Origin of the sequence: Streptomyces sp. NBC_01006 (assembly GCF_045162725.1) — a bacterium.
Classification (GTDB): domain Bacteria; phylum Actinomycetota; class Actinomycetes; order Streptomycetales; family Streptomycetaceae; genus Streptomyces.
The window spans coordinates 2,152,024-2,176,139 of the sequence record NZ_CP108700.1 but is presented as its reverse complement, the minus strand read 5'-3'; the positions used below and the strand labels follow the sequence as shown (position 1 = coordinate 2,176,139).

Annotated in this window: 13 protein-coding genes and 1 pseudogene; 12 read left to right on the top strand and 2 right to left on the bottom strand. The window is 69.9% G+C overall.

Translation table 11 applies throughout. From position 1 onward, the window contains the following. Positions 1-18 precede the first annotated feature (18 nt). From OG509_RS09820 to OG509_RS09770, 11 genes and pseudogenes are all read left to right on the top strand, one after another. The gene (locus OG509_RS09820; RefSeq protein ID WP_406181770.1) at positions 19-2,088 is read left to right on the top strand and encodes a tetratricopeptide repeat protein; all 2,070 of its coding nucleotides are present in this window, start codon (positions 19-21) and stop codon (positions 2,086-2,088) included. A 152-nt stretch (positions 2,089-2,240) separates the two neighbouring features. Beyond that, complete coding sequence (gene ald / locus OG509_RS09815) at positions 2,241-3,356, top strand: alanine dehydrogenase (protein WP_385590093.1); 1,116 nt, start codon at positions 2,241-2,243, stop codon at positions 3,354-3,356. A gap of 459 nt (positions 3,357-3,815) precedes the next feature. Continuing rightward, positions 3,816-4,853 carry a ParA family protein gene (locus OG509_RS09810; protein WP_385590091.1) on the top strand — a complete coding sequence of 346 codons (1,038 nt, stop codon included), beginning with the start codon at positions 3,816-3,818 and terminating at the stop codon, positions 4,851-4,853. Further along, on the top strand, positions 4,838-5,329 hold the full coding sequence (locus OG509_RS09805) for a hypothetical protein (protein ID WP_403742892.1): 492 nt from the start codon (positions 4,838-4,840) through the stop codon (positions 5,327-5,329). The genes OG509_RS09810 and OG509_RS09805 overlap by 16 nt, the downstream gene beginning before the upstream one ends. 128 nt (positions 5,330-5,457) lie before the next feature. After that, positions 5,458-6,495 carry a segregation and condensation protein A gene (locus OG509_RS09800; protein ID WP_406181767.1) on the top strand — a complete coding sequence of 346 codons (1,038 nt, stop codon included), beginning with the start codon at positions 5,458-5,460 and terminating at the stop codon, positions 6,493-6,495. After that, positions 6,492-7,112 carry an SMC-Scp complex subunit ScpB gene (gene scpB / locus OG509_RS09795; protein ID WP_406181765.1) on the top strand — a complete coding sequence of 207 codons (621 nt, stop codon included), beginning with the start codon at positions 6,492-6,494 and terminating at the stop codon, positions 7,110-7,112. The genes OG509_RS09800 and scpB overlap by 4 nt, the downstream gene beginning before the upstream one ends. Next, positions 7,112-8,478: pseudogene (locus tag OG509_RS09790) on the top strand (pseudouridine synthase). The gene scpB and the pseudogene OG509_RS09790 overlap by 1 nt, the downstream one beginning before the upstream one ends. A 137-nt stretch (positions 8,479-8,615) precedes the next feature. Further along, entirely contained in the window at positions 8,616-9,212 is a 597-nt protein-coding gene (gene pnuC / locus OG509_RS09785; protein WP_406181763.1) for a nicotinamide riboside transporter PnuC, read from the top strand. Next, positions 9,209-10,306: an AAA family ATPase gene (locus tag OG509_RS09780; protein WP_406181761.1), complete on the top strand. Its 1,098-nt coding sequence runs from the start codon at positions 9,209-9,211 to the stop codon at positions 10,304-10,306. Before pnuC ends, OG509_RS09780 begins: the two co-directional genes overlap by 4 nt. Next, positions 10,303-11,049 (top strand): NUDIX hydrolase, encoded by a 747-nt coding sequence (locus tag OG509_RS09775; RefSeq protein WP_406181759.1) that lies wholly within the window; start codon positions 10,303-10,305, stop codon positions 11,047-11,049. Before OG509_RS09780 ends, OG509_RS09775 begins: the two co-directional genes overlap by 4 nt. Next, entirely contained in the window at positions 11,046-12,062 is a 1,017-nt protein-coding gene (locus OG509_RS09770; RefSeq protein WP_406181757.1) for an ADP-ribosylglycohydrolase family protein, read from the top strand. Before OG509_RS09775 ends, OG509_RS09770 begins: the two co-directional genes overlap by 4 nt. A gap of 68 nt (positions 12,063-12,130) precedes the next feature. On the opposite strand, the gene OG509_RS09765 is transcribed toward OG509_RS09770, so the two are convergent. Both OG509_RS09765 and OG509_RS09760 read right to left on the bottom strand, forming a co-directional pair. After that, positions 12,131-12,631, bottom strand: a complete 501-nt coding sequence (locus OG509_RS09765; RefSeq protein WP_406181755.1) for a hypothetical protein — start codon at positions 12,629-12,631, stop codon at positions 12,131-12,133. Positions 12,632-12,751: 120 nt separating this feature from the next. Then, the gene (locus OG509_RS09760; protein WP_406181753.1) at positions 12,752-18,937 is read right to left on the bottom strand and encodes an RHS repeat-associated core domain-containing protein; all 6,186 of its coding nucleotides are present in this window, start codon (positions 18,935-18,937) and stop codon (positions 12,752-12,754) included. Positions 18,938-19,631: 694 nt separating this feature from the next. Here OG509_RS09760 and OG509_RS09755 point away from each other — a divergent pair. Continuing rightward, positions 19,632-24,080: an FG-GAP-like repeat-containing protein gene (locus OG509_RS09755; RefSeq protein ID WP_406181751.1), complete on the top strand. Its 4,449-nt coding sequence runs from the start codon at positions 19,632-19,634 to the stop codon at positions 24,078-24,080. Positions 24,081-24,116 lie beyond the last annotated feature (36 nt).

Genomic DNA, 24,116 nt, shown 5'->3' with positions numbered 1-24,116 from the left:
CGCTGATCCGATTGGGCGATGTGTCCGCCGCGCTCCACACGGGTCGTCGCTCTGCGTGAACTACGCTCGCAACCCGAAGGCAGGGAGAGGAGCGGATCCGTGACGGATTTCGTCGGGCGACGGCGTGAGCTCAAGGAGCTGCGCGAGGACATCGCACGGACCGGGCTCGACACCCTCTCGGGCCGCAAGGCCAAGGCACCCCGGGCGCGCGTGCTGCTCGTCGCCGGGCGGCCGGGGTCGGGCCGCACCGCCCTCGCCGAGGCGTTCGTCCGCGAGGTGGCCGCGGACTACCCCGACGGGGTCCTGCGCACCCGCCTCACCTCCCCCGGCGGACAGACCGTCACCACCGAGCGGGCGATCCGGACCCTGCTGGAAGGGCTCGGCGAACCCACGCCCCCCGGCGCCGCCGAGGACGAGCTCAGCTCCGCCCTGCGCGCCGCCCTCGCCCACCGCAAGGCGATCCTGCTCGTCGACGACGCCGCCGATCCGTACCAGGTCGACGCCCTGCTGCCGGACACCCCCGAATGCCTCGTCGTGATCACCGCCGAGGGGCCGCTCACCGGGATTCCGGATGTCCGCCCCTGCACCCTCGGCGGACTCGACACCCCCTCCGGGGTCCAGATGCTCGCCCAGCGCATCGGGGACACCCGGATCGCCGTCGACCCGCGCGCCGCAGAGGGCCTCGCCGAGGAGTGCGGAGGGCAGCCCGCCGCGCTGGCCCTGGTCGGCGGCTGGCTCGCCGCACACCCCAAGGCCGCCGTCTCCGACGTGGCCAAGCAGCTCCACGACATGCCGCCCGGCACCGGAGGCCCGCTCGGCCGCGGCTTCCGGCTCGTCTACGAGTCCCTGCCGCAGCCCGCCCAGCGCACCCTCCGGTTGCTGCCGCTGGCCCCCGCCGGGATCGTCGACTCGCACACCGCCTCCGCCCTCGCCGGCTGCTCCGTGGCCGCCGCCCAGTCCACCCTGGAGGACTTCGCCGGGCTGGGCCTCCTGCGCCACGCCTCCGACGGGCTCTTCCTGCTGCCCGGCTGCCTCGTACCGCTGCTCCAGGCCCTGCTGGAGACCAAGGAGCGCCCCGCCGAGGTCGAGCTGGCCCGGGCCCGGATGCTGGAGCGCACCGTACGCCTGCTGCACTCCTGCCGGGTCATGGCCCGGCCCGACGACAACGGGGCGAACGGCGAGGACGAGGCGGACGTACGGGAGAGGCTGGACGGGCTGCCGCGCGCGCTGCGCTTCCCCGACCGGCGGGCCGCCGCCACCTGGCTCGACACCAGGCTGCCCGCGCTGTCGGCGGCCGCCTCGCTGGCCGTGGCCGACGGCGGGCTGGACACCCTGGCCCGCCGGCTGGTCGCAGCCCTCGTACGGGCCCTCGCGGAGCACCGCGGCACCGCCGAAGCCGCTCCCGAGCTGTACGGGCTGCACCGGCTGGTCCTGGACGTGGCCGAGCGCCGCAGCCTGCACCGGGAGCAGGCCGCGGCCCTGCTGAACCTGGCCGACCTGGACGCCGAGACCGGCCGCACGCAGGAGGCGCTGGAGCGCTACCGGGCCGCGCTGGACGCGGGACGGGCGGCGAATGACCCGTACGCGACGGGCCGCGCGATGGAATCCGTAGGCGGCGCGTACCAGGAGCTCGCGGACTGGCACCGGGCCGCCGACTGGTTCGGCCGGGCCCTGTCCCAGGCCCTCGCACGGGGGGAGCGGGCGGACGAGGCCCGGCTGTACGGACGGCTCGGCAACGTGCACACGTACGCGGGCCGCTACGGGGACGCGCTGCGCAGCTGGCGGACGGCCGCGGCGGGGTACCGGAAACTGGCCGATGTGCCAGGCCAGGCAAAGGCGTTGAGCGAGATGGCGCGAATCCAGGAGTACGCCGGGCGGCCCGAGGAATCGCTGCACACCTGCCGCGAGGCGGTGGAGCTCGCGCGCCGGGCCGGGGACCTGCGGCTTCAGGCCGCGCTCCAGGTGCGCCTCGCCGACACCCTCGACCGGCTGGGCGACCCGGCCGCCGCAAGGCTGCACCGGTCCGCGGCCGACAGATTGCTGGGAGACGACCCCGCAGCCTGCGAAATCCGTAGTGGTTCCGACTGAGATTATTGGTTTGCAAGGCTAGACAGCGCGTCGTCCTTCATTAGACTGGCTTCACCACGACATCCCGTGGTGCATCCCGTTGCGCGTTCTTGTGGGCGGGTATGTATGAAAGTGCCCCGAAAAATTCCCTGAGCCAAGGACCGTGATCGACGATGAAGGTCGGCATCCCCCGCGAGGTCAAGAACAACGAGTTCCGGGTCGCCATCACGCCCGCCGGCGTGCATGAGCTGGTCCGAGGCGGCCACCAGGTCTTCATCGAGCAGAACGCCGGTGTCGGCTCCTCGATCACGGACGCGGAGTACGTCGCCGCCGGCGCCGAGATCCTCGGTACCGCGGACGAGGTCTGGGCGACGGCCGACCTGCTGCTGAAGGTCAAGGAGCCCATCGCCGAGGAGTACCACCGCCTCCGCAAGGACCAGACCCTCTTCACCTACCTGCACCTCGCGGCCTCCCGCGAGTGCACGGACGCCCTCCTGGAGTCCGGCACCACCGCCATCGCGTACGAGACGGTCGAGCTCGCCAACCGCGCGCTCCCGCTGCTCGCCCCGATGTCCGAGGTCGCGGGCCGCCTGGCCCCGCAGGTCGGCGCCTACCACCTGATGCGCTCGGCCGGCGGCCGCGGCGTGCTCCCCGGCGGCGTCCCCGGCACCCACGCCGGCGAGTGCGTGGTCATCGGCGGCGGCGTCTCCGGCTGGAACGCCGCGCAGATCGCCATCGGCATGGGCTTCCACGTGACCCTGCTGGACCGCGACATCAACAAGCTCCGCGAGGCCGACAAGATCTTCGGCACGAAGATCAAGACGATCGTCTCCAACGCCTACGAGCTGGAGAAGGCCGTCGTCGAGGCCGACCTCGTCATCGGCGCCGTCCTGATCCCGGGTGCGAAGGCCCCGAAGCTGGTCACCAACGAGCTCGTCGCCAAGATGAAGCCCGGAAGTGTCCTTGTCGACATTGCGATCGACCAGGGCGGCTGCTTCGAGGACTCCCGTCCGACCACCCACGCCGAGCCGACCTTCCAGGTCCACAACTCGGTCTTCTACTGCGTCGCCAACATGCCGGGCGCGGTGCCGAACACCTCCACCTACGCGCTGACCAACGCCACGCTGCCCTACATCGTGCAGCTCGCGAACCTCGGCTGGGTCGAGGCGCTGCGCCGTGACCCCGCGCTGGCGCTGGGCCTCAACACCCATGACGGCCAGGTCGTTTACGGTCCGGTCGCCGAGGCGCACGGCATGGAGACCCTTGAGCTGAGCACGCTGCTCGGCTGATCGGTCAGACCCCGTCAACGACTGACGTCAATCTCACGTATCCGGCCGGACCTTGCCCCCAAGGTCCGGCCGGAGGCGTTTGCGGGGTGCGGGCCCGCACGGCTCAACTCGCCTCGAACGTAACCCTTTAACCCTTTCGCGCACCCGTGAAACTTCGCGGTGACGGCCTGGACGCCCTTGACAGAGTGGTGTTCGGTTGCCGACACATCGTTGCCGGTCCGACGGATTGTGTTGCCGCTGAGTGGTGACACGCCATAGAGTCGCCAACCGTCGGCATGGTGCCACGCTGACCTATCGATAAGTGTCCTGGTCACGTCCGAGGAGGTAAGACGACTTGTGAATGAGTCGACATTTGCTCCCGGAGGTGGTCGAGCAGGGACGCCAGACCGGGGCCAAGGATCCGGCGGGCTCGAAGCGGTCGGCTCCGTCGCGGTCCGCACCTTCGCAAACCACCAGCACATGACGACGCCCCAAAAGAGCATGGACGGCCTAGACGTGAACTCCAGGGCCGGCGACCTGAGCGGCGAAAAGCCCGTGGGTTTCGCCGACTACGAAAACGTGCCCGAAGGGCACTTCTACGACCCGGACGCGGAGTACGAGCCCGACCCCGAGTACGCGGCCACCCTCGCCCCCGACGCTGCCCGCCAGCGCCGGGAGCGGATCGGCCCGACCGGACGGCCGCTGCCGTACTTCCCGATCCCGGGTCCGCTGACCGACCACGGTCCGGCGAAGATCATCGCGATGTGCAACCAGAAGGGCGGCGTGGGCAAGACCACGTCGACCATCAACCTGGGTGCGGCGCTCGCCGAGTACGGGCGCCGCGTGCTGCTCGTCGACTTCGACCCGCAGGGCGCACTGTCCGTGGGCCTCGGCGTGAACCCGATGGAACTCGACCTGACGGTCTACAACCTGCTCATGGAGCGGGGCATGTCGGCCGACGAGGTGCTGCTCAAGACCGCGGTCCCCAACATGGACCTGCTGCCGAGCAACATCGACCTGTCCGCCGCCGAGGTGCAGCTGGTCAGCGAGGTCGCGAGAGAGTCGACGCTGCAGCGGGCGCTGAAGCCCCTGCTGGCCGACTACGACTACATCGTGATCGACTGTCAGCCCTCGCTCGGCCTGCTGACCGTGAACGCCCTGACGGCGGCTCACAAGGTCATCGTGCCGCTGGAGTGCGAGTTCTTCGCACTGCGCGGTGTGGCGCTGCTGACCGAGACCATCGAGAAGGTGCAGGAGCGGCTCAACCCCGAGCTGGAGCTCGACGGCATCCTCGCCACGATGTACGACTCCCGTACGGTGCACAGCCGCGAGGTGCTGGCGCGCGTCGTCGAGGCCTTCGACGACCACGTCTACCACACGGTCATCGGCCGAACGGTGCGCTTCCCGGAGACCACCGTCGCCGGCGAGCCGATCACCACGTACGCCTCCAACTCCGTCGGGGCCGCCGCCTATCGCCAGCTGGCCAGGGAGGTGCTCGCCCGGTGTCACGCCGAGTGAGTCTGCCCGGAGCCGACGAACTGTTCCGTACGACCGGGGGGATGGCACTCCAGTCGTCCTCGCCGAGGCGGGGCCCGGAGGAGTCGACCGCCGGGGAGCACGCGGCGGCGTCGGCCGAGGGCACGGCGGGCGAGGGCCGCAGCCGGGAGGCCGCGGCGGCCGCCGCGGAGTCGGTGGTGGGTCCCCGGCGCCCGCAGGAAGGTTCTGTCAGCCCGGAGCCCCGGCGGGGCAAGGGCCAAGGCCGCGGGGCGAACCGCCGGCCCAGCGGGCGCGAACGGCACGACGAGAAGATCACGGTCTACGTCTCCGCCGAGGAGCTCATGGACCTGGAGCACGCGCGGCTGGTGCTGCGCGGCGAGCACGGGCTGGCGGTGGACCGCGGCCGCATCGTCCGCGAGGCGGTGGCGGTCGTGCTCGCGGACCTGGAGTCCCGCGGCGACGCGAGCATCCTGGTCCGCAGACTCCGCGGCCGCTGACCGTCGGGCCGGCTGTCCGACGGTCTGCCGTCCGACGGGCGGGCGGGTCCTCCGGCCGGCCTGCTCCGCGTTCGTGGGAGCCTTGGCCTTGGCCGATCGGCCGCCCATCCGTACCACCCTGGACTGCGATGCCCTCTCCCGCCGAACCCGGCCGCCCGACCCGCCGGAGCCTGGGCCGCGGCCCGGGCGCTCCCGCCGCGGCGGACGAGGCCCCCGAAAGCCCTGACGCGCCCGCTGCGCCGCTCGCGCCGGCCGCGGTGGCCCCGGAGCCCGCAGACGGCCCCGCGCCCGCTGAGCCCCCCGCCGAGGGGCGGGAAGACGGCGGCGAGCACTCCGCTTCCCCCGGGGACCCTGGGGAGGGGCGGGACGGGAGCGGGCGGTTCACGCTGCGGCTGGCCAACTTCGAGGGGCCCTTCGATCTGCTGCTCCAGCTGATCTCCCGGCACAAGCTCGACGTCACCGAGGTGGCCCTCTCCAAGGTCACCGACGAGTTCATGGCGCACATCCGCGCCATGGGCCCCGACTGGGACCTCGACCAGACCACCGAGTTCCTCGTGGTCGCCGCCACCCTCCTGGACCTGAAGGCCGCCCGTCTGCTGCCCACCGCCGAGGTCGAGGACGAAGCGGACCTCGCCCTGCTGGAGGCCCGCGACCTGCTCTTCGCCCGGCTGCTCCAGTACCGCGCGTACAAACGGATCGCCGAGATCTTCGAGCAGCGCGCCGAGAGCGAGGGCCGCCGCTACCCGCGCACCGTCGGCCTGGAGGACCAGCACGCCGAGCTCCTGCCCGAGGTCGTCATCAGCATCGGCGCCGAGGGGTTCGCCCGGCTGGCGGTCAAGGCCATGCAGCCCAAGGCAAAGCCCCAGGTGTACGTCGACCACATCCACGCCCCGCTCGTCAGCGTGCGGGAGCAGGCCGCGGTGGTGGTCGCGCTGCTCAAGGCACGCGGCGAGGCCACCTTCCAGGAGCTGACCGAGGACGCCGACGACACCCTCACCGTCGTCGCGCGCTTCCTGGCCCTCCTGGAGCTCTACCGCGAGAAGGCGGTGGTCCTCGACCAGGAGGAGGCCCTGCAGACGCTCACCGTCCGCTGGAGCGGCGGGGACGGCGACGGGATGCCGACCGTCACCGACGAGTTCGACCGGATCGTGGAGGTCAAGGAATGAGCGACGTGGCCGAGCTCTCGCTGAAGCCCGCCCTGGAGGCCGTCCTCATGGTCGTGGACGAGCCCGCGACCGAGGCGCACCTCGCCAAGGTGCTGGACCGCACCCCGCGCGAGGTCGCGGACGCCCTGTGGGAGCTGGCGGACGAGTACACCGTCCAGGGGCGCGGCTTCGAGCTGCGGCTGGTCGCCGGCGGCTGGCGGTTCTACACCCGGGCGGAGTACTCGGACGCCGTCGAGCGCTTCGTACTGGACGGCCAGCAGGCCCGGCTGACCCAGGCGGCGCTGGAGACCCTGGCGGTGGTCGCGTACCGCCAGCCGGTGAGCCGTTCGCGGGTCTCGGCGGTCCGCGGAGTGAACTGCGACGGGGTCATGCGGACCCTGCTCCAGCGCGGTCTGGTGGCCGAGGCGGGCACGGAACCCGAAACAGGTGCGATCCTGTACAGGACGACGAACTACTTTCTGGAGCGGATGGGCCTGCGCGGCCTGGACGAGCTCCCGGAGCTCGCGCCCTTCCTCCCCGAGGCGGACGCGATCGAAGCCGATACGCAAGAGGGTGTTCCGTCGTTCGATCCGGATGCACCGGATACCGATGAAGACGACAAGACGACGGAACTTTGATGCGAAGCAGCGGCAACGGCAACGGTGGCGGCAACAGGAACAGCGGCGGCGGCGGTGGTGGCGGGCGCGGTAACACCCGCGGCGGCTCCTCCTCCTCCGGCGGCGGTGGCTACCGCGGCGGCAGCTCCAGCGGTGGAGGCGGACAGCGCGGCGGCTCCGGCGGCGGTGGCTACCGCGGCGGGAGCTCCGGTGGCGGCTCCTCCTCCGGCGGCGGTGGCTACCGCGGCGGCAGCTCCAGCGGCGGCGGCTACAGCGGCGGCTCCGGCGCCCCGCGCGACCGGGACCGCGACCAGGCCCCGCAGCGGCCCCGCAACCCCCGCCCCGAGGAGCGCCGCTACGACGTCGGCCCCGAGGGCGAGCGCAGCGCGGCGGCGCCAAGGCCGGCGGCGGCGGTGCCCGCGGCGCGGGCGACGGCAACCGTGGCGGCGGCGCCCGCGGCGACTCGGCGCGCGGCGGTGCCAAGGGCGGTCCCCGTACCTCCAAGACCCCCGGCATCGGCGGGGCCGGCGGCCCGCGCAGCGGCCCCGGCAGCCGCAGCGGCCAGTCCCGCCCCCGCGAGCTGGACGCGCGCATCGAGGAGCGCGTGCGCGACCGGTACGCCGACAAGCCCGCGATCAAGACCCCGAAGACCTTCCCGGGCGCCGAGCAGGAAGGCGAGCGCCTGCAGAAGGTGCTCGCCCGCGCCGGCATGGGCTCGCGCCGCGCGTGCGAGGAGCTCATCGAGCAGGCCCGCGTCGAGGTCAACGGCGAGATCGTGCTGGAGCAGGGCAAGCGCGTCCAGCCGAAGGACGAGATCAAGGTGGACGGCCTGACGGTCGCCACTCAGTCGTACCTGTTCTTCGCGCTGAACAAGCCCGCCGGCGTCGTCTCCACCATGGAGGACCCGGACGGCCGCCAGTGCCTCGGGGACTACGTCACCAACCGCGAGACCCGGCTCTTCCACGTCGGCCGCCTCGACACGGAGACCGAGGGCATCATCCTGCTCACCAACCACGGTGAGCTGGCCCACCGCCTCACGCACCCGAAGTACGGTGTGAAGAAGACGTACGTGGCCGCCATCACCGGCTCGCTGCCGCGTGACATCGGCAAGCGGCTCAAGGACGGCATCGAGCTGGAGGACGGGTACGCCCGCGCCGACAACTTCCGCGTGCTGGACCAGGTCGGCAAGAACTACATGGTCGAGGTGACCCTCCACGAGGGCCGCAAGCACATCGTCCGCCGCATGCTGGCCGAGGCCGGCTTCCCCGTCGACAAGCTCGTCCGGACCTCCTTCGGCCCGATCGAGCTGGGCGACCAGAAGTCCGGCTGGCTGCGCCGCCTGACCAACACCGAGGTCGGCATGCTCATGCGCGAGGTCGGTCTGTAACCCCTGTGAGCCCCTGAGCCCAACGGCTCGGAGAAGCCCGCAGTGCCCCCGTGGCACTGCGGGCTTTTCGCTTGTCAGGAACCAGTCTCCCTGTTTATAGTCAAAGTGACTATTAAAGAATGAGGGGGTCGGCCGTCATGAGCTGGACCGAAATCCTGGGCTTCGCCACCGGAGCCCTGTGCGTCTGGCTCGTCGCCCGGCAGCACGTCGCGAACTGGCCGATCGGCATCGCGAACAACGTCTTCTTCATCGTGCTCTTCGCCCAGTCCGGCCTGTACGCCGACGCCGGGCTCCAGATCGTCTTCATCGCCCTCGCCGCGTACGGCTGGTGGTCCTGGACCCACGGGGGTGGACCAGGAACCGCCGAGGCCCTGCCGGTGCGCCGCACCACGCGCACCGAATGGGCCGTACTGGCCGCGGCGGGGGCGGTGGGGGTGCTCGGGCTCACGCTCCTGCTGAGCCGGGTCACCGACTCCACCGTCCCGTTCTGGGACGCGCTGACCACCGGGCTCTCGCTCATGGCCACGTACGGGCAGTGCCGCAAGCTCGTCGAGTCCTGGTGGCTGTGGATCGCCGCCGACCTCGTCTACATCCCGCTGTACGCCTACAAGGGCCTGTACCTGACCTCGGCCCTGTACGTCGGCTTCCTCGCGCTCTGCGTGGTCGGCCTGCTCGGCTGGCTCCGTACGCTCCCGGAGCGGGGCGCCCGTACGGCGGCGGGGGCGACGGCATGAGCGGCGCGAGCGGTACGAAGCGCCACGCCCACGGACTGGTCCTCGGCAAGTTCTACCCGCCGCACGCCGGGCACCACCACCTCGTGCGCACCGCCCAGGAGCAGTGCGAGCGGCTGACCGTTCTGGTGTGCGCGGCCTCGGTGGAGTCGGTGCCGCTCGCCGACCGGGTGGCGTGGATGCGCGAGGCGCACCCGGGGGCCGAGGTCGTCGGCGCGGTCGACGACATCCCGGTCGACCTGAACGACCCGGCGGTCTGGGAGGCGCACATGGCGGTCTTCCGGGGCGCGGTGCCGGGGCGCGTCGACGCCGTCTTCACCTCGGAGGAGTACGGGACGGAGCTCGCCCGGCGGTTCGGGGCCGAGGAGGTCTGCGTGGACCCGGGGCGTACCCGCTTCCCCGTCTCCGGTACGGCGGTACGGGCGGACCCGGTCGGGAACTGGGAGTTCCTGGGTCCGGGCGTACGGGCGGCCCTGACCCGGCGGATCGTCGTACTCGGCGCCGAGTCGACCGGTACGACCACCCTGTCGCGGGCGCTCGCGGCGCACTACCGGGCGCGCGGCGGGGTGTGGGCCGGGACGGGCTGGGTCGCGGAGTACGGGCGCACGTACAGCGAGGAGAAGCTGGCGGCCGCGCGGGCGGCCGACCCGGCGGCGACCTGGGAGGACGTGTCCTTCCGGTCGGAGGAGTTCCCGGTGATCGCGCGGCGCCAGGACGCGGAGGAGGAGCGGGCGGCGCGGTCGGGTTCGCCGGTGCTGATCTGCGACACCGACTCCTTCGCGACCGGCATCTGGCACGAGCGGTACATGGGAGGCCGCAGCGAGGAGGTCGAGAAGACCGCCGCGCTGACGCACCGGGACCTGTACCTCCTCACCGACCACGCGGACGTGCCGTTCGAGGACGACGGGCTGCGTGACGGCGAGCACCTGAGGCCGTGGATGACGGATCGCTTCCGCGAGGAACTCACGCGCACGGGCAGGCGTTTCCTGACCGTGCGCGGGGACCGCGAGGCACGGCTGGCGACGGCCGTCGCAGCCGTCGACGAACTGCTGGCCGGCGGATGGCAGTTCGCGGACCCCCTGCCGGAGAACCGATGAAGGGGTACGACCGGTACGCCTACGAACCCTTCGCGGTGACGGTCGACCTGGCGGTGTTCACGGTCCGCGGCGGGGCGCTGCACGTGCTGCTGATCCGGCGCGGGCAGGAGCCGTACGAAGGCGCCTGGGCCCTCCCCGGCGGCTTCCTGCTGCCGAGGGAGTCCGCGGAGACGGCGGCCCGCCGGGAACTGGTCGAGGAGACCGGCCTGTCGGAGGCGGTCGTCGCCGCGCTGCACCTGGAGCAGCTGCGCACGTACAGCGATCCGGACCGCGATCCGCGGATGCGGGTGGTCTCGGTGGCCTTCACCGCCCTGGTCCCGGACATGCCGGAGCCGGCGCCGGAGGGCGGCGGGGACGCGGAACAGGCGCGGTGGGTGCCGGTGGGGGAGGCCGGGGAGGCCGCGGAGGCCGCGGATCTGGCCTTCGACCACGCGCAGATCCTGTCCGACGCGCGCTCCCGCATCGGGGCGAAACTCGAATACACCTGCCTGGCCACGGGGTTCTGCCCGCCCGAGTTCACGCTCGGGGAGCTCCAGGCCGTCTACGAGACCGTCTGGGGCACCCCCCTGGACCGGCCGAACTTCCGCCGCAAGGTGCTGGCCACGCCCGGCTTCGTCGAGGCCGTGCCGGGAGCGGCCCGGCTGACCGGAGGCCGCGGCAAACCGGCCGCGCTGTACCGGGCGGGCCCGGCGACCGCCCTCCACCCCCCGCTGCTCCGGCCTACGGAAGGAATCCAGAAATGAACCTGCGGAAGCGGGCGGCGACGGGGGCACTCGTCGGCCTCGCCCTGGGCGACGCCCTGGGCTTCCCGACGGAGTTCAACGACGTCCCGTCGATCCTGGCGAAGACCGGCCCGTGGCGCGAGATGCGGCTGCCGAGCCCGGCGATCGTCACGGACGACACCCAGATGACGCTGGCCCTGGCGCGCGGCATGCGGACGGCGGCGGAACGCGGGCCGGTGGGCCCGCTCCGCCTGACCCGCCCGGTCCGGGAGGAATTCGTCGACTGGTACCACTCCCCGGAGAACAACCGCGCCCCGGGCAACACCTGCCTGCGAGCGTGCAGCCTGCTGAACGACCCTTCCCGGGACTGGCGGGACGCGAGCCAGATCGGCTCGAAGGGCTGCGGGGCGAACATGCGCGTGGCCCCGGTGGGCCTGGTCCCCGGTTGGACGGAGGAGGAACGCGCCGGCGCGGCCCAGCTCCAGTCGGCCCTCACCCACGGCCACCCGACGGCCCTCGCGGCCTCCGACCTGACGGCCCGGGCGGTGTACCTCCTCGCGCAGGGCACCGAGGTGACGGGCCTGGTCGGGCAGCTGCGCTCGTACGCCCTGCACCACCGCACCCGCTACCACGAGCGCTGGCTGGGCGACCTGTGGATGCGCACGGCGTCGGACGCGAGCCCGGAGTCCTTCATCGCCCGGGGCTGGGACGACTGCCTGGCCGTCCTGGACCGCCTGACGGCGGCGCTGAAGTCGCCCTCCCCGGAAACGGACCCGTGCCTGACGACGGGCGACGGCTGGATCGCGGAGGAGGCCCTCGCCACGGCCCTCCAGTGCTTCCTCCTCTTCCCGGAGGAACCCCTGACGGCCCTGCGCCGCGCGGCCTGCACGAAGGGCGACTCGGACTCGATCGCCTGCCTGGCCGGCGCCTTCGCCGGCGCCCACCTCGGCGCGGACGCCTGGCCGCCGGACTGGGAATCCCGCATCGAATACCGAGACGACCTCCTCACCTTCGGCACCCTCTGGGACGCGTGACGAGAGCCACATGCGCGAGAGCCCCCACCGAAGTCACTCGGGCGGGGGCTCTCGCGCAGGGGGTCAGGTCAAGGGCGGACGACGAGGGCCAGCACGACGCAGACGACCGTCCCGATCGCGCAGGCGTCCGCCACCCACGGCCGGGTGAAGCGTCTGACCGGGTGAGAGCTCCCACGCAGGTCCCGCCGTTCCGCGAGTGCGGCCTTGATCTTGGCAACAGCAGTCTCGGTGCTGCCGACGAAGTGGTCGATGATCGAGCCCGCGAACCCGAGGGGCCGGATCTCGACCGCCTCCCGTGTGGTGATGACCAGGCTGCCGCGCCGGTCGCTTTCGACCTTGGACACGTACCGGTACGGGATTTCATAGGTGAACACCGGATTCACGATGATCACCCCCTGTTGGTCGAGGACCACGCGAGCGCCGGTGATCCGACGGCAGAAGGCGATCGCGCCCAGGCAGGCCGCCATGACCGCGAGCGCACCCTGCGGCGGCCAGCCGGCCGTCATGCTCACTCCGAACCCGAGGGTCATGACACCGAAGCCGGTGGTGACGATCGCGGAAAGAACCAAGAAGGACTTCCGGCGCAGTATCTGCCGTTTTTTGGTTTTCACGGCTCTACCCCTTGCCGGATTGACGGTGGCGGGGTCCGGCACGGGATCCGTGCCCCGTGCCGGACGACATTCGGATTTCTAGCAGGCGCCTCCGTATGCGCCCAGACTCGTATTTCCCGAACCGCAGAACATGGTGTTGAAACCAGCGTTGACACCCATGTTGGCCGTGGTGTCGCCCCATCGTATCCGGGTCGTCTGGGACATGACTGCGGGCCTCAGGCTATTGCCAGGTCGTACCATCCGAACAGATATGTCGCGGACGAAGGCATTCGTTCCGTACGCCTCTCCCCACGTGCGAGCTGCTCCTGTGGCTCTGCCGAACGCCGCTGCGGCTCCTCCGCCGACGGCGACCCAAGCGAGGTCCTTGGCCCCGGCAACCAATGTCTTCCCGGAGAACTCGCCGGTTGCGTTCACCTCCTCGATGGAATCGCCGGCAAATTTGACCACGGCTATTGCGACCCCCGCAGCCATACAGGCTCCGACCGTGGCGACCAGGCAGGCAGCGAACCCGGCAACGGTCAAGACGTCCTTGATGTCACCCCAGTGATCTCCGACCCATTGCCCGACGGCCGAGTTCTTGGTCGCGTCCCATGCGTTCTTGAGGCCACCGGTAATGGTGTCCAGGACGCTCCGGTGGGATCTGGGCTTGGGCTTGTCCGAGTGCTGGCTGCTCGAGCTGGACGAGCTGTAGGAGCCACCCGACTTGCAGTCGGGGTCGTGGCGGCAGGCCGCGCGTTCGCGCTGCTTGCGCTCGACGTAGTCCGGGGACAGGGTGCCGCCCACCGCGTTCACGATGGTCTCGTACCGGTTGCCGTAGTCGTACGGGTCGTTGCCGTTGTGGCACTTGTACATGCCGCTCGCGCACTCCTCCAGCTGCTCGCCGGTCGGGTCCGCGTTGCTGAACGGGTTGTTGTTGCCGTACTGGTAGGCGTTGTGCTGCCGCGGGTCGTTGGTCAGGAACACCGGGTCCACGGAGATGAACCGGCCGACCGAAGGGTCGTACTCGCGGGCCCCGAGGTGGACGAGGCCGGTGGCCCCGTCGTTCGTGCCGCCCACGAACCCCTTGTCGCCGGACCAGTCGGCAGGCTTGCTGCCCCGCGCGCCGCCGAAGACGGTGGTCTTGCGCCGGGTGACGGCCTGCGCGGCGTCCGCGGTGATCTGCGTCGTCGTGGTGTTGTGGTGGTCGTTGAGCAGGAAGGCCAGCTTGGTGCCGGTCCGCATGGCCACGGTCTGCGTGCCCGCCGCGTAGTACCGGGTGCCGGTGAGCTTGCCCGAGGCGAGGCGGAGTTCGTTGCCGGCCGGGAGGTAGAGCGTGGTCCCGGTCGCGTCCTTGTTCAGCAGGCGCTCACCCTCCGGGGTGTAGCGGTAGCGGGCCACCTCGGTGCCGCCCGTGGTGACGGAGGCCAGGTGGCCCTCGTCGTCCCAGTTCAGCGTCTGCTCGGCAGAGGCTCCGATCTTGCGGGTCTTGGTGTTGCCCGCGGTGTCGTAGGCGAAGGTCTCGTCGTGCGGCGCGGTGCCGGTCTGGGTCACCTTGGGCAGGTCGTGCTTGCCCGCGGTCGGAGCGGCGTACGTACGCAGCGTGTCGGAGGCCGGGCCCGAGGCCGTCTTGTGGTTGGTCTCGGTCTTCCGGTTGCCGAGGGCGTCGTAGGTGTAGGTGTTCCAGTACGCGTCCTGGCCGCCCACCACGGAGGGGGACGGCGCCGCAGCGCACTGCTCACCCGTGTTCGTCCAGGACTCGGTGATCCGGCCCAGCCCGTCCAGCTGGAGGCACTGCGTGTCGGTGCTGCGCAGGGCGTCCTGGCCGGTGGCCGTGGCGATGGACGTGATGTTGCCGGACAGGTCGTAGCCGTACTTGGTGTCCTCGATCCGCTGCGGCGCGACCTCGCGGTCGGCGTAGGAGCGGTTCACGGCGCCGGTGTGCTCGTCGTACTCGGTGGTCGTCCACACGTGCCGGCCGAAGTCGCCGGACTCCTGGCGGATGGTGCGGCCGTAGTGGTCGTACGTCATCGCCGAGACCAGCGGGTCGGAGCCGGCGCCGACGCTGTCGAGCAGGCCGGTGACGGCGGTGTAGTTGTTGGTGACCGTCTCGGCGGGCAGGTCACCGACGGCCGGCTGCTTGGTCCACATGACCTGGCCGGTGTTCGGGTTGTACGAGGTGATCCACTTGTAGGTACCGGCCAGGGCCCCGGTCTCGGAGGACGCCGGGATGGTGACCTGGGTGACGGTCGGCTGGTAGAGGCTGTTGTACGAGGTGACGGCCGACTCGTACGCCTGACCGTCGATCCAGCGGGTCGCCTTGGAGGTCTGGCCCTTGGCGATCGTGTCGTACTCCCATGACGTGAGGCGGGTGCCGCCCTTCGAGACCGCGGTTTTGCGCCCCAGGTCGTCGTAGTCGGTGTGGAGCGTGATGCCGCGGGCGTCGGTGACGTCCGTGACCCGGTCGCCCTGGTCGTAGACGCTCGTGCTGAGGCCCTTGTCGGGGTCGTCCGTCTGGACCTTGCGGCCGCGGACGTCGTAGGTGTACTTCCACTTCGCGTTCGACGGGTCGGTCAACTGCTCAAGCTGTCCCAGCCGGTTGAAGCTGTAGAGCGTGGACTGGGAGGTGGTGCGCGCCGCGTCCGTGTACTGCTTGAGCTCGACCGTGCGGCCGAGGGCGTCGACGACCGTGGTGGTGGCGGTGCCGCCCTGGGGCGGGACGACCGTGGTGGTGTCACCGGTGTAAGTGGTGACGGTGCGCTTGGTCTCGTCGCCGAACTTCTTGGAGATGACCGCGGTGGGGCGGCCGGCGCCGTCGAACTCGGTGTCGGTGGACGCCGGGTAGTTCAGCTGCTGACCGGTGACCAGGGTGGCCTCCGGGGCGCCGGTGGCGTAGTAGGTGCCGGAGTTGCGCCAGGCCAGGCCGCGGGTGTCGTAGAACACCTCGGTGAGAAGCCGGCCGGAGAGGTCGGGGGACTGCTGTTGGGTCTGCCGCTGGCGCAGCAGACCGTCGCGGATCGAATAGCTCGTGGAGTACTGGCTGTCCTGGGTGAGCGTCTTGGTCGTGACGACGATCGGGCCGTCGTTGCGGATCAGGTACTCGAAGGACTGGTTCGGAGAGTCGGGGTAGGTGGTGGCCGACCGCGTGGGCAGCCAGACCTTGGCGAGCCGGCCGAGCGCGTCGTACTCGGTCGTGGTGACCTTGTTGTTGGCGTCGGTCACCTGGCGCGGCTGCGACCGGTACGGGTCGGTGACCGTCGTGGTGACGTGCCCCTTCGCGTTGGCCGAAACGGTCGACGTGGGCACCTCGCCCGTGGCCGGGGTGTACGCCGTGGTGCTGACCTTGTCGTAGGCATCGGCCACGGCGAGCCGGCGGCCGTAGACGTCGTAGCAGAGCTGGTTCCTGGCGGGGCCGCACGTGCTGGGGACGGTGGACTGGACGTCGTAGCCGTCGCCCTTGCCGTTGATCGTCTCGGTCTTCGTGACGAGGCCGATGCCCGGAACCGTGCCGAGGACGCCGTTGTCGTAATAGGTGCGGGTGTCCGAGATGACGTCGGCGGGGCGGTTGACCGTGGTGCCGCACGGGACGGCGACGGTCTCGACGCGGCTGACGCTGCCGAGGATCCAGCTGCTGGTGTTGCGGGCGTAGCTGGTGGTGGTGCACTTCTCGTCCCCGGTCTTGGCGGTGTCGCCGGTCTCGGAAACGGTGTCGATCATTCCGTATTCGTCGTAGTGCTGGACCTTCTCCGTGGTACGGCTACCGGCGGAGATGGTGGTGCGGGTCGACTCCTTCTCGGTGCCGGTCTTGTACGAGACGAGGTCGGGCAGCCCCGGGCGCATGCGGGTCGCGACCGCGGCCGAGCGCCAGGGGGTGTACGAGGTGGCGCTGACCGGCTTGGCGGTGTCGTCACCGTTGTAGCTGGCGCTCTCGCGGGGCTTGCCGGCGAACTCGTCGCGGTCGGTGACGGCGGCGCCGGTGGAGTCCTTGACGTCCTTGCCGTCGAGGCCCCGGAAGTAGCGGGTCTCGGTCAGGAGCTTGGGGTCACTGGACGCGCCGGTGCGGGTCTGGACCCGCTCGTAGCCGCGCGCCACGGAATGGACTCGGTTCTCGGCCTTGCTGAACTCGCTGGTGTCCTTGGCCCAGGCTGCGCCGCCGAGGTAGTCGTACGAGGTCACCTTGTCCGGGGTCGCGGCGAGGTTGTCGCCTTCCACGACCTGGGTGACGACGTACGAGTTGAACCAGTCGACCTTCGCGGTCGGGCCCTCCGGGGCCCACTTGACCGGGTAGCAGCGCGTGGTGTTGGTCTCGTCCGGCTGGGGCAGGTTGGCGTCCGTGCACTCGGGTTGGGAGTAGGTGACCCCGATGGTGCCGCCCGTCTCCGTGGTGATCTGGTAGAGGCGCAGACGGATGAAGGGGGCGAGGCCGTCGCCGGTCTTGTCGACGCGGTTGGCCTTCTGCTCGCCGGCGAAGGTCACCGGCGGCAGTGGGATGTCCGGTCCGTCGCCGGCCTTACCCGTGTGGGTGATGGACTTCAGCCAGAGTGGGGTCGATATGCCGTCGCCCGAGGGCGGGAAGTCCTGGGCGAGGGCCCAGGAGTCGACGTCCTTGTACTGGCCGCCGGTGAGGACCTTGGTGTTGATGCCGGTCAGGCGCATCCGGGTCCAGAACGTCGGGGAGAACTGGTTCTTGCACTCGGTCGAGCCGTCCTTGCAGAACAGGTCGTACGGGCTGTCCGGCCAGTTCTTCGCGTTCGTCTCGTCGAACGTGCCGCAGTTGCTCAGGCAGCGCTCGGCCACGTCGAACGTGACCTGGCCCACAGCCTTGGCGGTGTAGACGGTGTCGGAGCGCAGGCCGTAGTCGATGTGGTCGAGCCAGCCGCCGCGGACGTACGGGGTGACCGTGCCCTTGCCCGTGGTCGCCGAGACGTTGCGGCCGTAGTTGTTGGTCTCGGTCTTCCAGTAGTACGCCATCGCGTCGCCGCCGGGGGCGACCACGTAGTCGAGCTGCCAGCGCCAGGCCTGCTGGCACCACGCGCTCGCGAACGAGGCGTTGTAGCAGGGCTCGCCCGCCTGGTTGCCGAACACCGGCACGGTCCAGGCCGAGTTGGTAGTCGGGGTCGATGCGTCCTTCCAGCCGGGCAGGCGGTTCAGCCCGAAGAAGTACTGGGTGCCGTCGGCCGTGGTGACCTTCCAGTGCTCACCGTCATTGTCGCCGTTGGTGGCACCGGTGAGCTTCTCGACCTTTTCGCCGGAGTCGGACGCGGGGTGCCAGCCCTTGCCCTGCTCGTAGACGAGCTCGGTCGACTTGCCGCCCAGGGACATGGTGGCGTTGTCGTTGAACCAGCAGAGGTCGCCGACCTTGGTGGTGTTGGTCCCGCCGGACTTGTCGTCCTCGCAGGACTTGTACTTGCGCTCGATGAAGCCGGGCTCCCAGGACCAGCCGTCACCGATCCACGAGGCCTGGTTGTTCGAGGCCGCCATGCGGCCGTCCACCGACTGGGAGTTGTAGCCCAGGCTGATCTGGGGGTCCACGGTCCCGGGTACGGAGGGAACCTCAATCGGGTAGGACCAGTTGAAGGCGCCGGTCGAGCCGCCCGCGGTCCACGAGCCCGAGGGCTGGAGCGAGGTCGCCTTGTAGTCGCCGGTCGGGCCGGCGGCGCCGGCGGTCGCGGCGAGGACCATGGCGCCGCCCGACGATGCCGCGGCGGATATCGCCGTCTTGCCGGACTTGGATGCCGTTCCCGTGGTGCCCGTGGTGCCGGGGGTGCTGACCTGGGCGGACAGCTTGCCGGTGCGGGTGTCGTTCTTGGTCTGCAGCGGCTTCTGGGTCCGGCACTCCGGGCGTTCGGGAGCGGTCAGGGCGCAGGCCGGGAGTTCCACCAGGTGGAGGCGTGCGGCGTAGTCGCCGCCGTAGGCCTGGCGGAAGGAGTTGTAGTCCACCTCGACCTTGGCCGGGACGGAGTTGGCGATGCCGTCCGAGCGGCCCAGCGAGAGCAGGACTCCGTCGATGCCGGCCTTGCGGGAGGCGTCCTTGTCGGCCACCGTGACCTTGACCCGGCCGGGGTTGGACACGCCGACGGCCGGGCTGCTCCGCAGCAGGACCGACTTCGGCAGCCCCGTGTCGGCCGGCGAGAGCGCGACGGGCAGTTTGCCCGCAGGTCCGCCCGTGGCCAGGGAAACCTCGGCGGAGCCGGCCGCGGGCCAGCTTGCCTTCGGTTTCTGCTTCTTCCATGAATTATTGGCTGCCGCGTCCGGGCGCTTGGCGCCCCCCGCGGAAACCTTCCCCACCGGAACTGCCTTCGGCTGCTTCAGTCCCGGGAGCGACGGACCGTTCTTGGCCTCCGCCGCTATTGCTGCGCCAGGCAGTACGCCGACGAGAACCGCGGCGGTCACAGCCACCGAAAGTCCCCGTGTGCGAAATCGTCTCACACCCCACCCCAACTGCTCTATTGGAAATGATCGGGGCGCAGACTAGCAGGGTGATTTGCACTATCGGATGCATCGTCAGATTGCATTAATTGCCGCCGTTTCCATCCAATGAATGCAAAGGTGATCTTGTGGGGTGAAATAGGACGTGTGTGCCCATCCTGCAATGAAGCCGCAGGTTGAGGATGCGTGGCGCGGGTGGCGTCCCGGGTAGAGTCGCGCGCGGAATCAGCCAAGTGCCAACTGGTGGGGAGTTTGCGTGGTGGAGGGGAGACCCCGTTGGGGTCGACGAGATAGACGCCTTGTTTCGGCCGGAATCTCTCTGGCCCTGATAGGCGGAATAACGGCTTCCGGATTGTTCGTCCTAGCGCCGCAGGTCAGCGCTGCGACGACTGGCGATCCGGTCGCCAACGGTTCCATGAGCGAAGAGGATTTCGCTCTGAAGAAGGCCAAGGAGACGGGTCAGCCTTATGAGCTGGTTTCGGCTCGGACCGAGTCCTCGGACAGGTGGGCGCTGCCGACCGGTAAATGGTCGGTAAAGAAATATGGGACGCCCGTGCGCGTGTTGCGCGGTGGCGTCTGGGTGGCGACGGATCCGACGCTGGAGTTCGCGGCGGACGGGAAGGTCGTGTCGAAGGCCGCCACGGTGTCGGTGTCGTTCTCCGGTGGTGGGACCGGGCCGTTGCTGACGGGTGTCAAGGACGGGCGGACGCTGTCGCTGTCCTGGCCGAAGGCGCTGCCGAAGCCGACGCTGGCGGCGAACGTGGCGACGTATGCGAACGTGCTGCCGGACGTGGACCTTCAGGTGAAGGCCGAGGTCGAGGGCTTCTCGCAGCTGCTGGTGGTGAAGACGGCCGTCGCGGCCGCCAACCCGGAGCTCGCGTCGCTGAAGTTCAAGCTCGACACGGTCGGGCTGAACGTGTCCACGGACACGGGGACCGGCGCCATCACGGCGGTCAACCCGGCGGGGCAGACGGTGTTCACCAGCCCGTCGCCACTGATGTGGGACTCCACCAAGGCCGAGGCTCCTGCCGCCCCCGCGTCGAAGGCGATGTCGTCGCAGTCATCGGCCATGATGAGCGCGGCGAGCGCCGGGGAGACGCCCGCCGACGTGTTCACTCCGCCCGCCGGTGCACAGGACGCGCACATGCCGACGACGGTGGCGAACGGCACGCTCGAGATCAAGCCGGACCAGGCGCTGCTGACCGGCGCGCAGACGCAGTACCCGGTCTTCATCGACCCCTCGTGGGCCTGGGGTGACCGGCTGAACTGGACCCGGGTCTACAAGAAGTACCCGTCCAACTCGTACTGGAACAGCAAGGACGACGTCCGCGTCGGCTACGAGAACGAGACCAACGGCCTCTCGCGGTCCTTCTTCCAGATCGACACCTCGAACATCAAGGGCACGCAGGTCAACAAGTCGACCCTGCGGGTGCGCAACACCTGGTCCTGGTCCTGCCAGGCCCGGCCCGTGCAGCTCTGGAATGTCGGAGCGATCTCGTCCACGACCACCTGGAACAACCAGCCCGCCAAGCTCGGCAGCGCCCCTCTGGCCACGGTCAACGAGTCCAAGGGCTGGGGCAGCGACTGCGCGGCCGGGAACCTGGAGTTCGACGCCACCGCGCTGGTACGGCAGGCTGCTGCCGGCAACTGGTCCAGTGTCACGGTCGGCCTCTTTGCGGGGAACGAGTCGGACACCTTCGGCTGGAAGCGCTTCGACCCGAAGACCCTGACCATCGAGACCGAGTACAACAACCCGCCGGCGACTCCCTCTGCCCTCGGTACGGACCCGGCGACCTCGTGCACCGAGGGCGGCCTGATCGGCAACACGGCAATCGGCGTCTACGCGACGATCGACGACCCGGACGGTGGCAACCTCCAGGCCGATTTCCAGGTCTTCAAGCCGGGGCAGAGCGCCCCGGTGGCGACGGCGTCGATCCCCGCGAACCGGGGACAGGTCGCGACCTGGGCGGTTCCGACGGAGAAGCTGCCCACGGGTGACTACACCTGGAACGTCCGTGCCAAGGACCAGGACGGCAACTATTCCGGTTGGTCGACCACGTGCAAGTTCACCGTCGACCGGACCCGGCCGAGCAAGCTGCCGCTGATCAGCTCCGTCCAGTTCCCGGAAGCCAAGGACAAGTGGCCCGATGCCACGGGGCCGGCCCGTACGCAGGGAACCTTCACCTTCGACGCCAACGGCGAGAACGATGTGAAGCAGATCTGGTACTACACCGACTTCGAGCCTCGTATGAAGCCCGTGGCGCCCGGTGGGAGCGTGGCCATCACGCCGCCCGGGTCCGGACCCCACTCGGTCTACGCCTACAGCGTGGACCAGGCGGGCAACCGCTCTGACACCCAGCAGTACACGTTCTACGCGAACCGCTCCCAGCAGCGCGACGCGCCGGGTGACCTCAACGGTGACGGATTCCGCGACATCTGGACCGTCGATGCGAAGGGCCAGCTGTACACCTACGCGGGGCAGGGCAACAGCAAGTTCACCGTGGCCACCAGCGGCGGCGTGTCCTTCACCGGAAGCCAGACCGACACGCGAGGCGACTGGGGCACGGACGGGTACAACGACCTCGTCTCCCTCCACTACGTGGAGAACGAGAAGAAGAAGGTCCTGTCGATCTACCCGAACGACGGCAGGGGCACTGTCAACGACAAGCCGATCAGACTCAGTGTGAGCTGCCCGGTCAAGGACGAGGAGGCCGGCTGTTTCGGTGACGAGAACTGGACCGGCGACGACCACTGGTACAACGCCGAACAGATGGTCACCCCGGGTGACATCAACGGCGACGGTATGCCGGACCTGCTCGTCAAGCAGGGCAAGCAGCTGTGGGCCTACTACGGCAACCGTGCGCAGAAGAGCCTCGACATGGACGACTACGGCGGCCCGATCCTGGTCGGCAACGGAGACTGGGACAAGTTGACCGTCATCGCCCCGGGCGACGTCAACGGCGACGGCATCGCCGACCTGTGGCTCCGTGACAACACCACCGGTGACATCTTCCGTACCTACGGCAGCAAGGGTGTCAACGGCAAGCTCGACCCGACCACCTGGGGCAACCCTGCCAGCCGAGTGAAGATCGGTACGTCTCTTCCGCAGTCCTCGTACCCGGAGCTCGGTTCGGTCGGTGACATCACCGGCGACACCTTCCCCGACCTGTGGGCCCGCAAGGCCGACGGCAAGGTCGTGGCGTGGCCCGGCAAGGCGCCTGACGCCAACGGAATCGCCTTCGGCGGCGAGTTCGTCATCGACACCCGGCTGGGGACGGTCCCGGTGGCCGGCAACGAGGTCGGCAACGATGACGACCGCGTTCGCTGGGCCGACTTCGACGGCGACGGCAAGCTCGACTACGTCACCCTCGCGGACAACGGCTCCGTCTCGGTGTCGGTGAACAACGGAGGCGACGCCGCCGGCGGCTGGAAGTGGCTGGGCCAGGTGTCCGACGGCCTGACGACCGACCGTACGCGGGTCCGCCTCGCCGACTTCGACGGCGACGGCAAGGCCGACTACCAGCTCATCAACCCCAACGGATCGTTGACGGTCCAGCTGAACAAGGGCGGCGGAGCGAGCGGCTGGAAGTCGCTGGGTCAGGTGTCCGCAGGTCAGACGACCGACCAGCGCAAGGTGCGGCTCGCCGACTTCGACGGCGACGGTCGCTCCGACTACCTGACCTTCGCGGACGACGGAGCCGTCTCCGTCTGGCTGAACAAGGGTGGTGACGGCGCCGGCGGATGGCAGGCACTGGGCAAGGCCACCAATGGCTTCACCGACGAGAAGGACCGCGTGCGGTGGGCGGACTACGACGGTGACGGCAAGGCCGACTACTACCTGCTCCGGAACAACAGCGGGCTGGTCGAGGTCTGGCTGAACAAGGGCGGTGACACCGGCGGCGGCTGGCAGTCGCTGGGTCAGGTGTCCAACGGCTTGACACCCCACCACCACTCGATCCAGTTCGGTGCGTTCAACGGTGATGCCAACGCCGACTTCATCATCTCCGGCGTCAACGGAAGCGCGACCGTCTACGGCTGGAACGGCGGCGACAACGCGAGCGGTGCCGGCTGGCTGCCCTACGGCAAGGTCACGACCGGCAAGGATCCGTACCCGTCGAACAGCGGCGTGTTCTTCCACGCATCGCGACCTGGCGGCGGCGAATGGAGCCCGTTCGGCATGCTGAACGGCGTGGCCACGGCCCCGAACTTCCAGGGAAGCCAGGAGGCCGTCACCTCGACCCCCGACGGTTCGCTGCAGGTACTGGGCGCCGGCACCGATGGAAACCTCTACCACAGGGCTCGGTTCACCAGCGGCAACTGGACGCCGTTCGAGCTGCTCAAGACTCCCGGAGGTGCGCCCTGGGCGTCGCGCGGGGCTGCCATCGCGGGTATGTACAACGGCGATGCGCAGGTCATCTCCATCGGCGGCGACGACCGTATCTATCATAATGCCCGGTTTGCGAACGGCGCTTGGCAGGGCTGGAACCCTGTGACGACCGTGAAGGCACGTTCGGTCGCCACTGCGGCGATGCCGAACGGCGACATGCAGCTGGTGATCGTCGGACTCGACGGCAAGCTGTACCACACGGTCCGATATCTCAACGGGAACTGGCAGGCCTGGAACACGTTGGCCGGGTACGAGGGCGGGAACGGGTTCGAAGCCTCGGCCATCGCCGTCGCGGGCATGCCGAACGGAGATGCCCAGTTCATGGCGGTCGGCAACGACGGCCGCACGTACCACAACATCCGGTACGCGAACGGCAACTGGCAGGGCTGGAGCCCGGTCTACGGCATCCAGGGCGCGGTCAGCCTCGGTGTGACCGGCATGGCCAACGGCGATGCGCAGTTCGTCAGCGTGGCGCCCGACGGGTCCACCTTCCACAACATCCGCTACACCAGCGGGAACTGGGAGGGATGGCAGCTGCTCGACTTCACGGCGAAGGCGGCCGCCATCACCCGTGCGGGCACCGCGGACGTGCACATTCTGGTCGGCCACCGCTGATCGGAGTGTGACCCCTGCAGATGGCCCCCGTCCCCT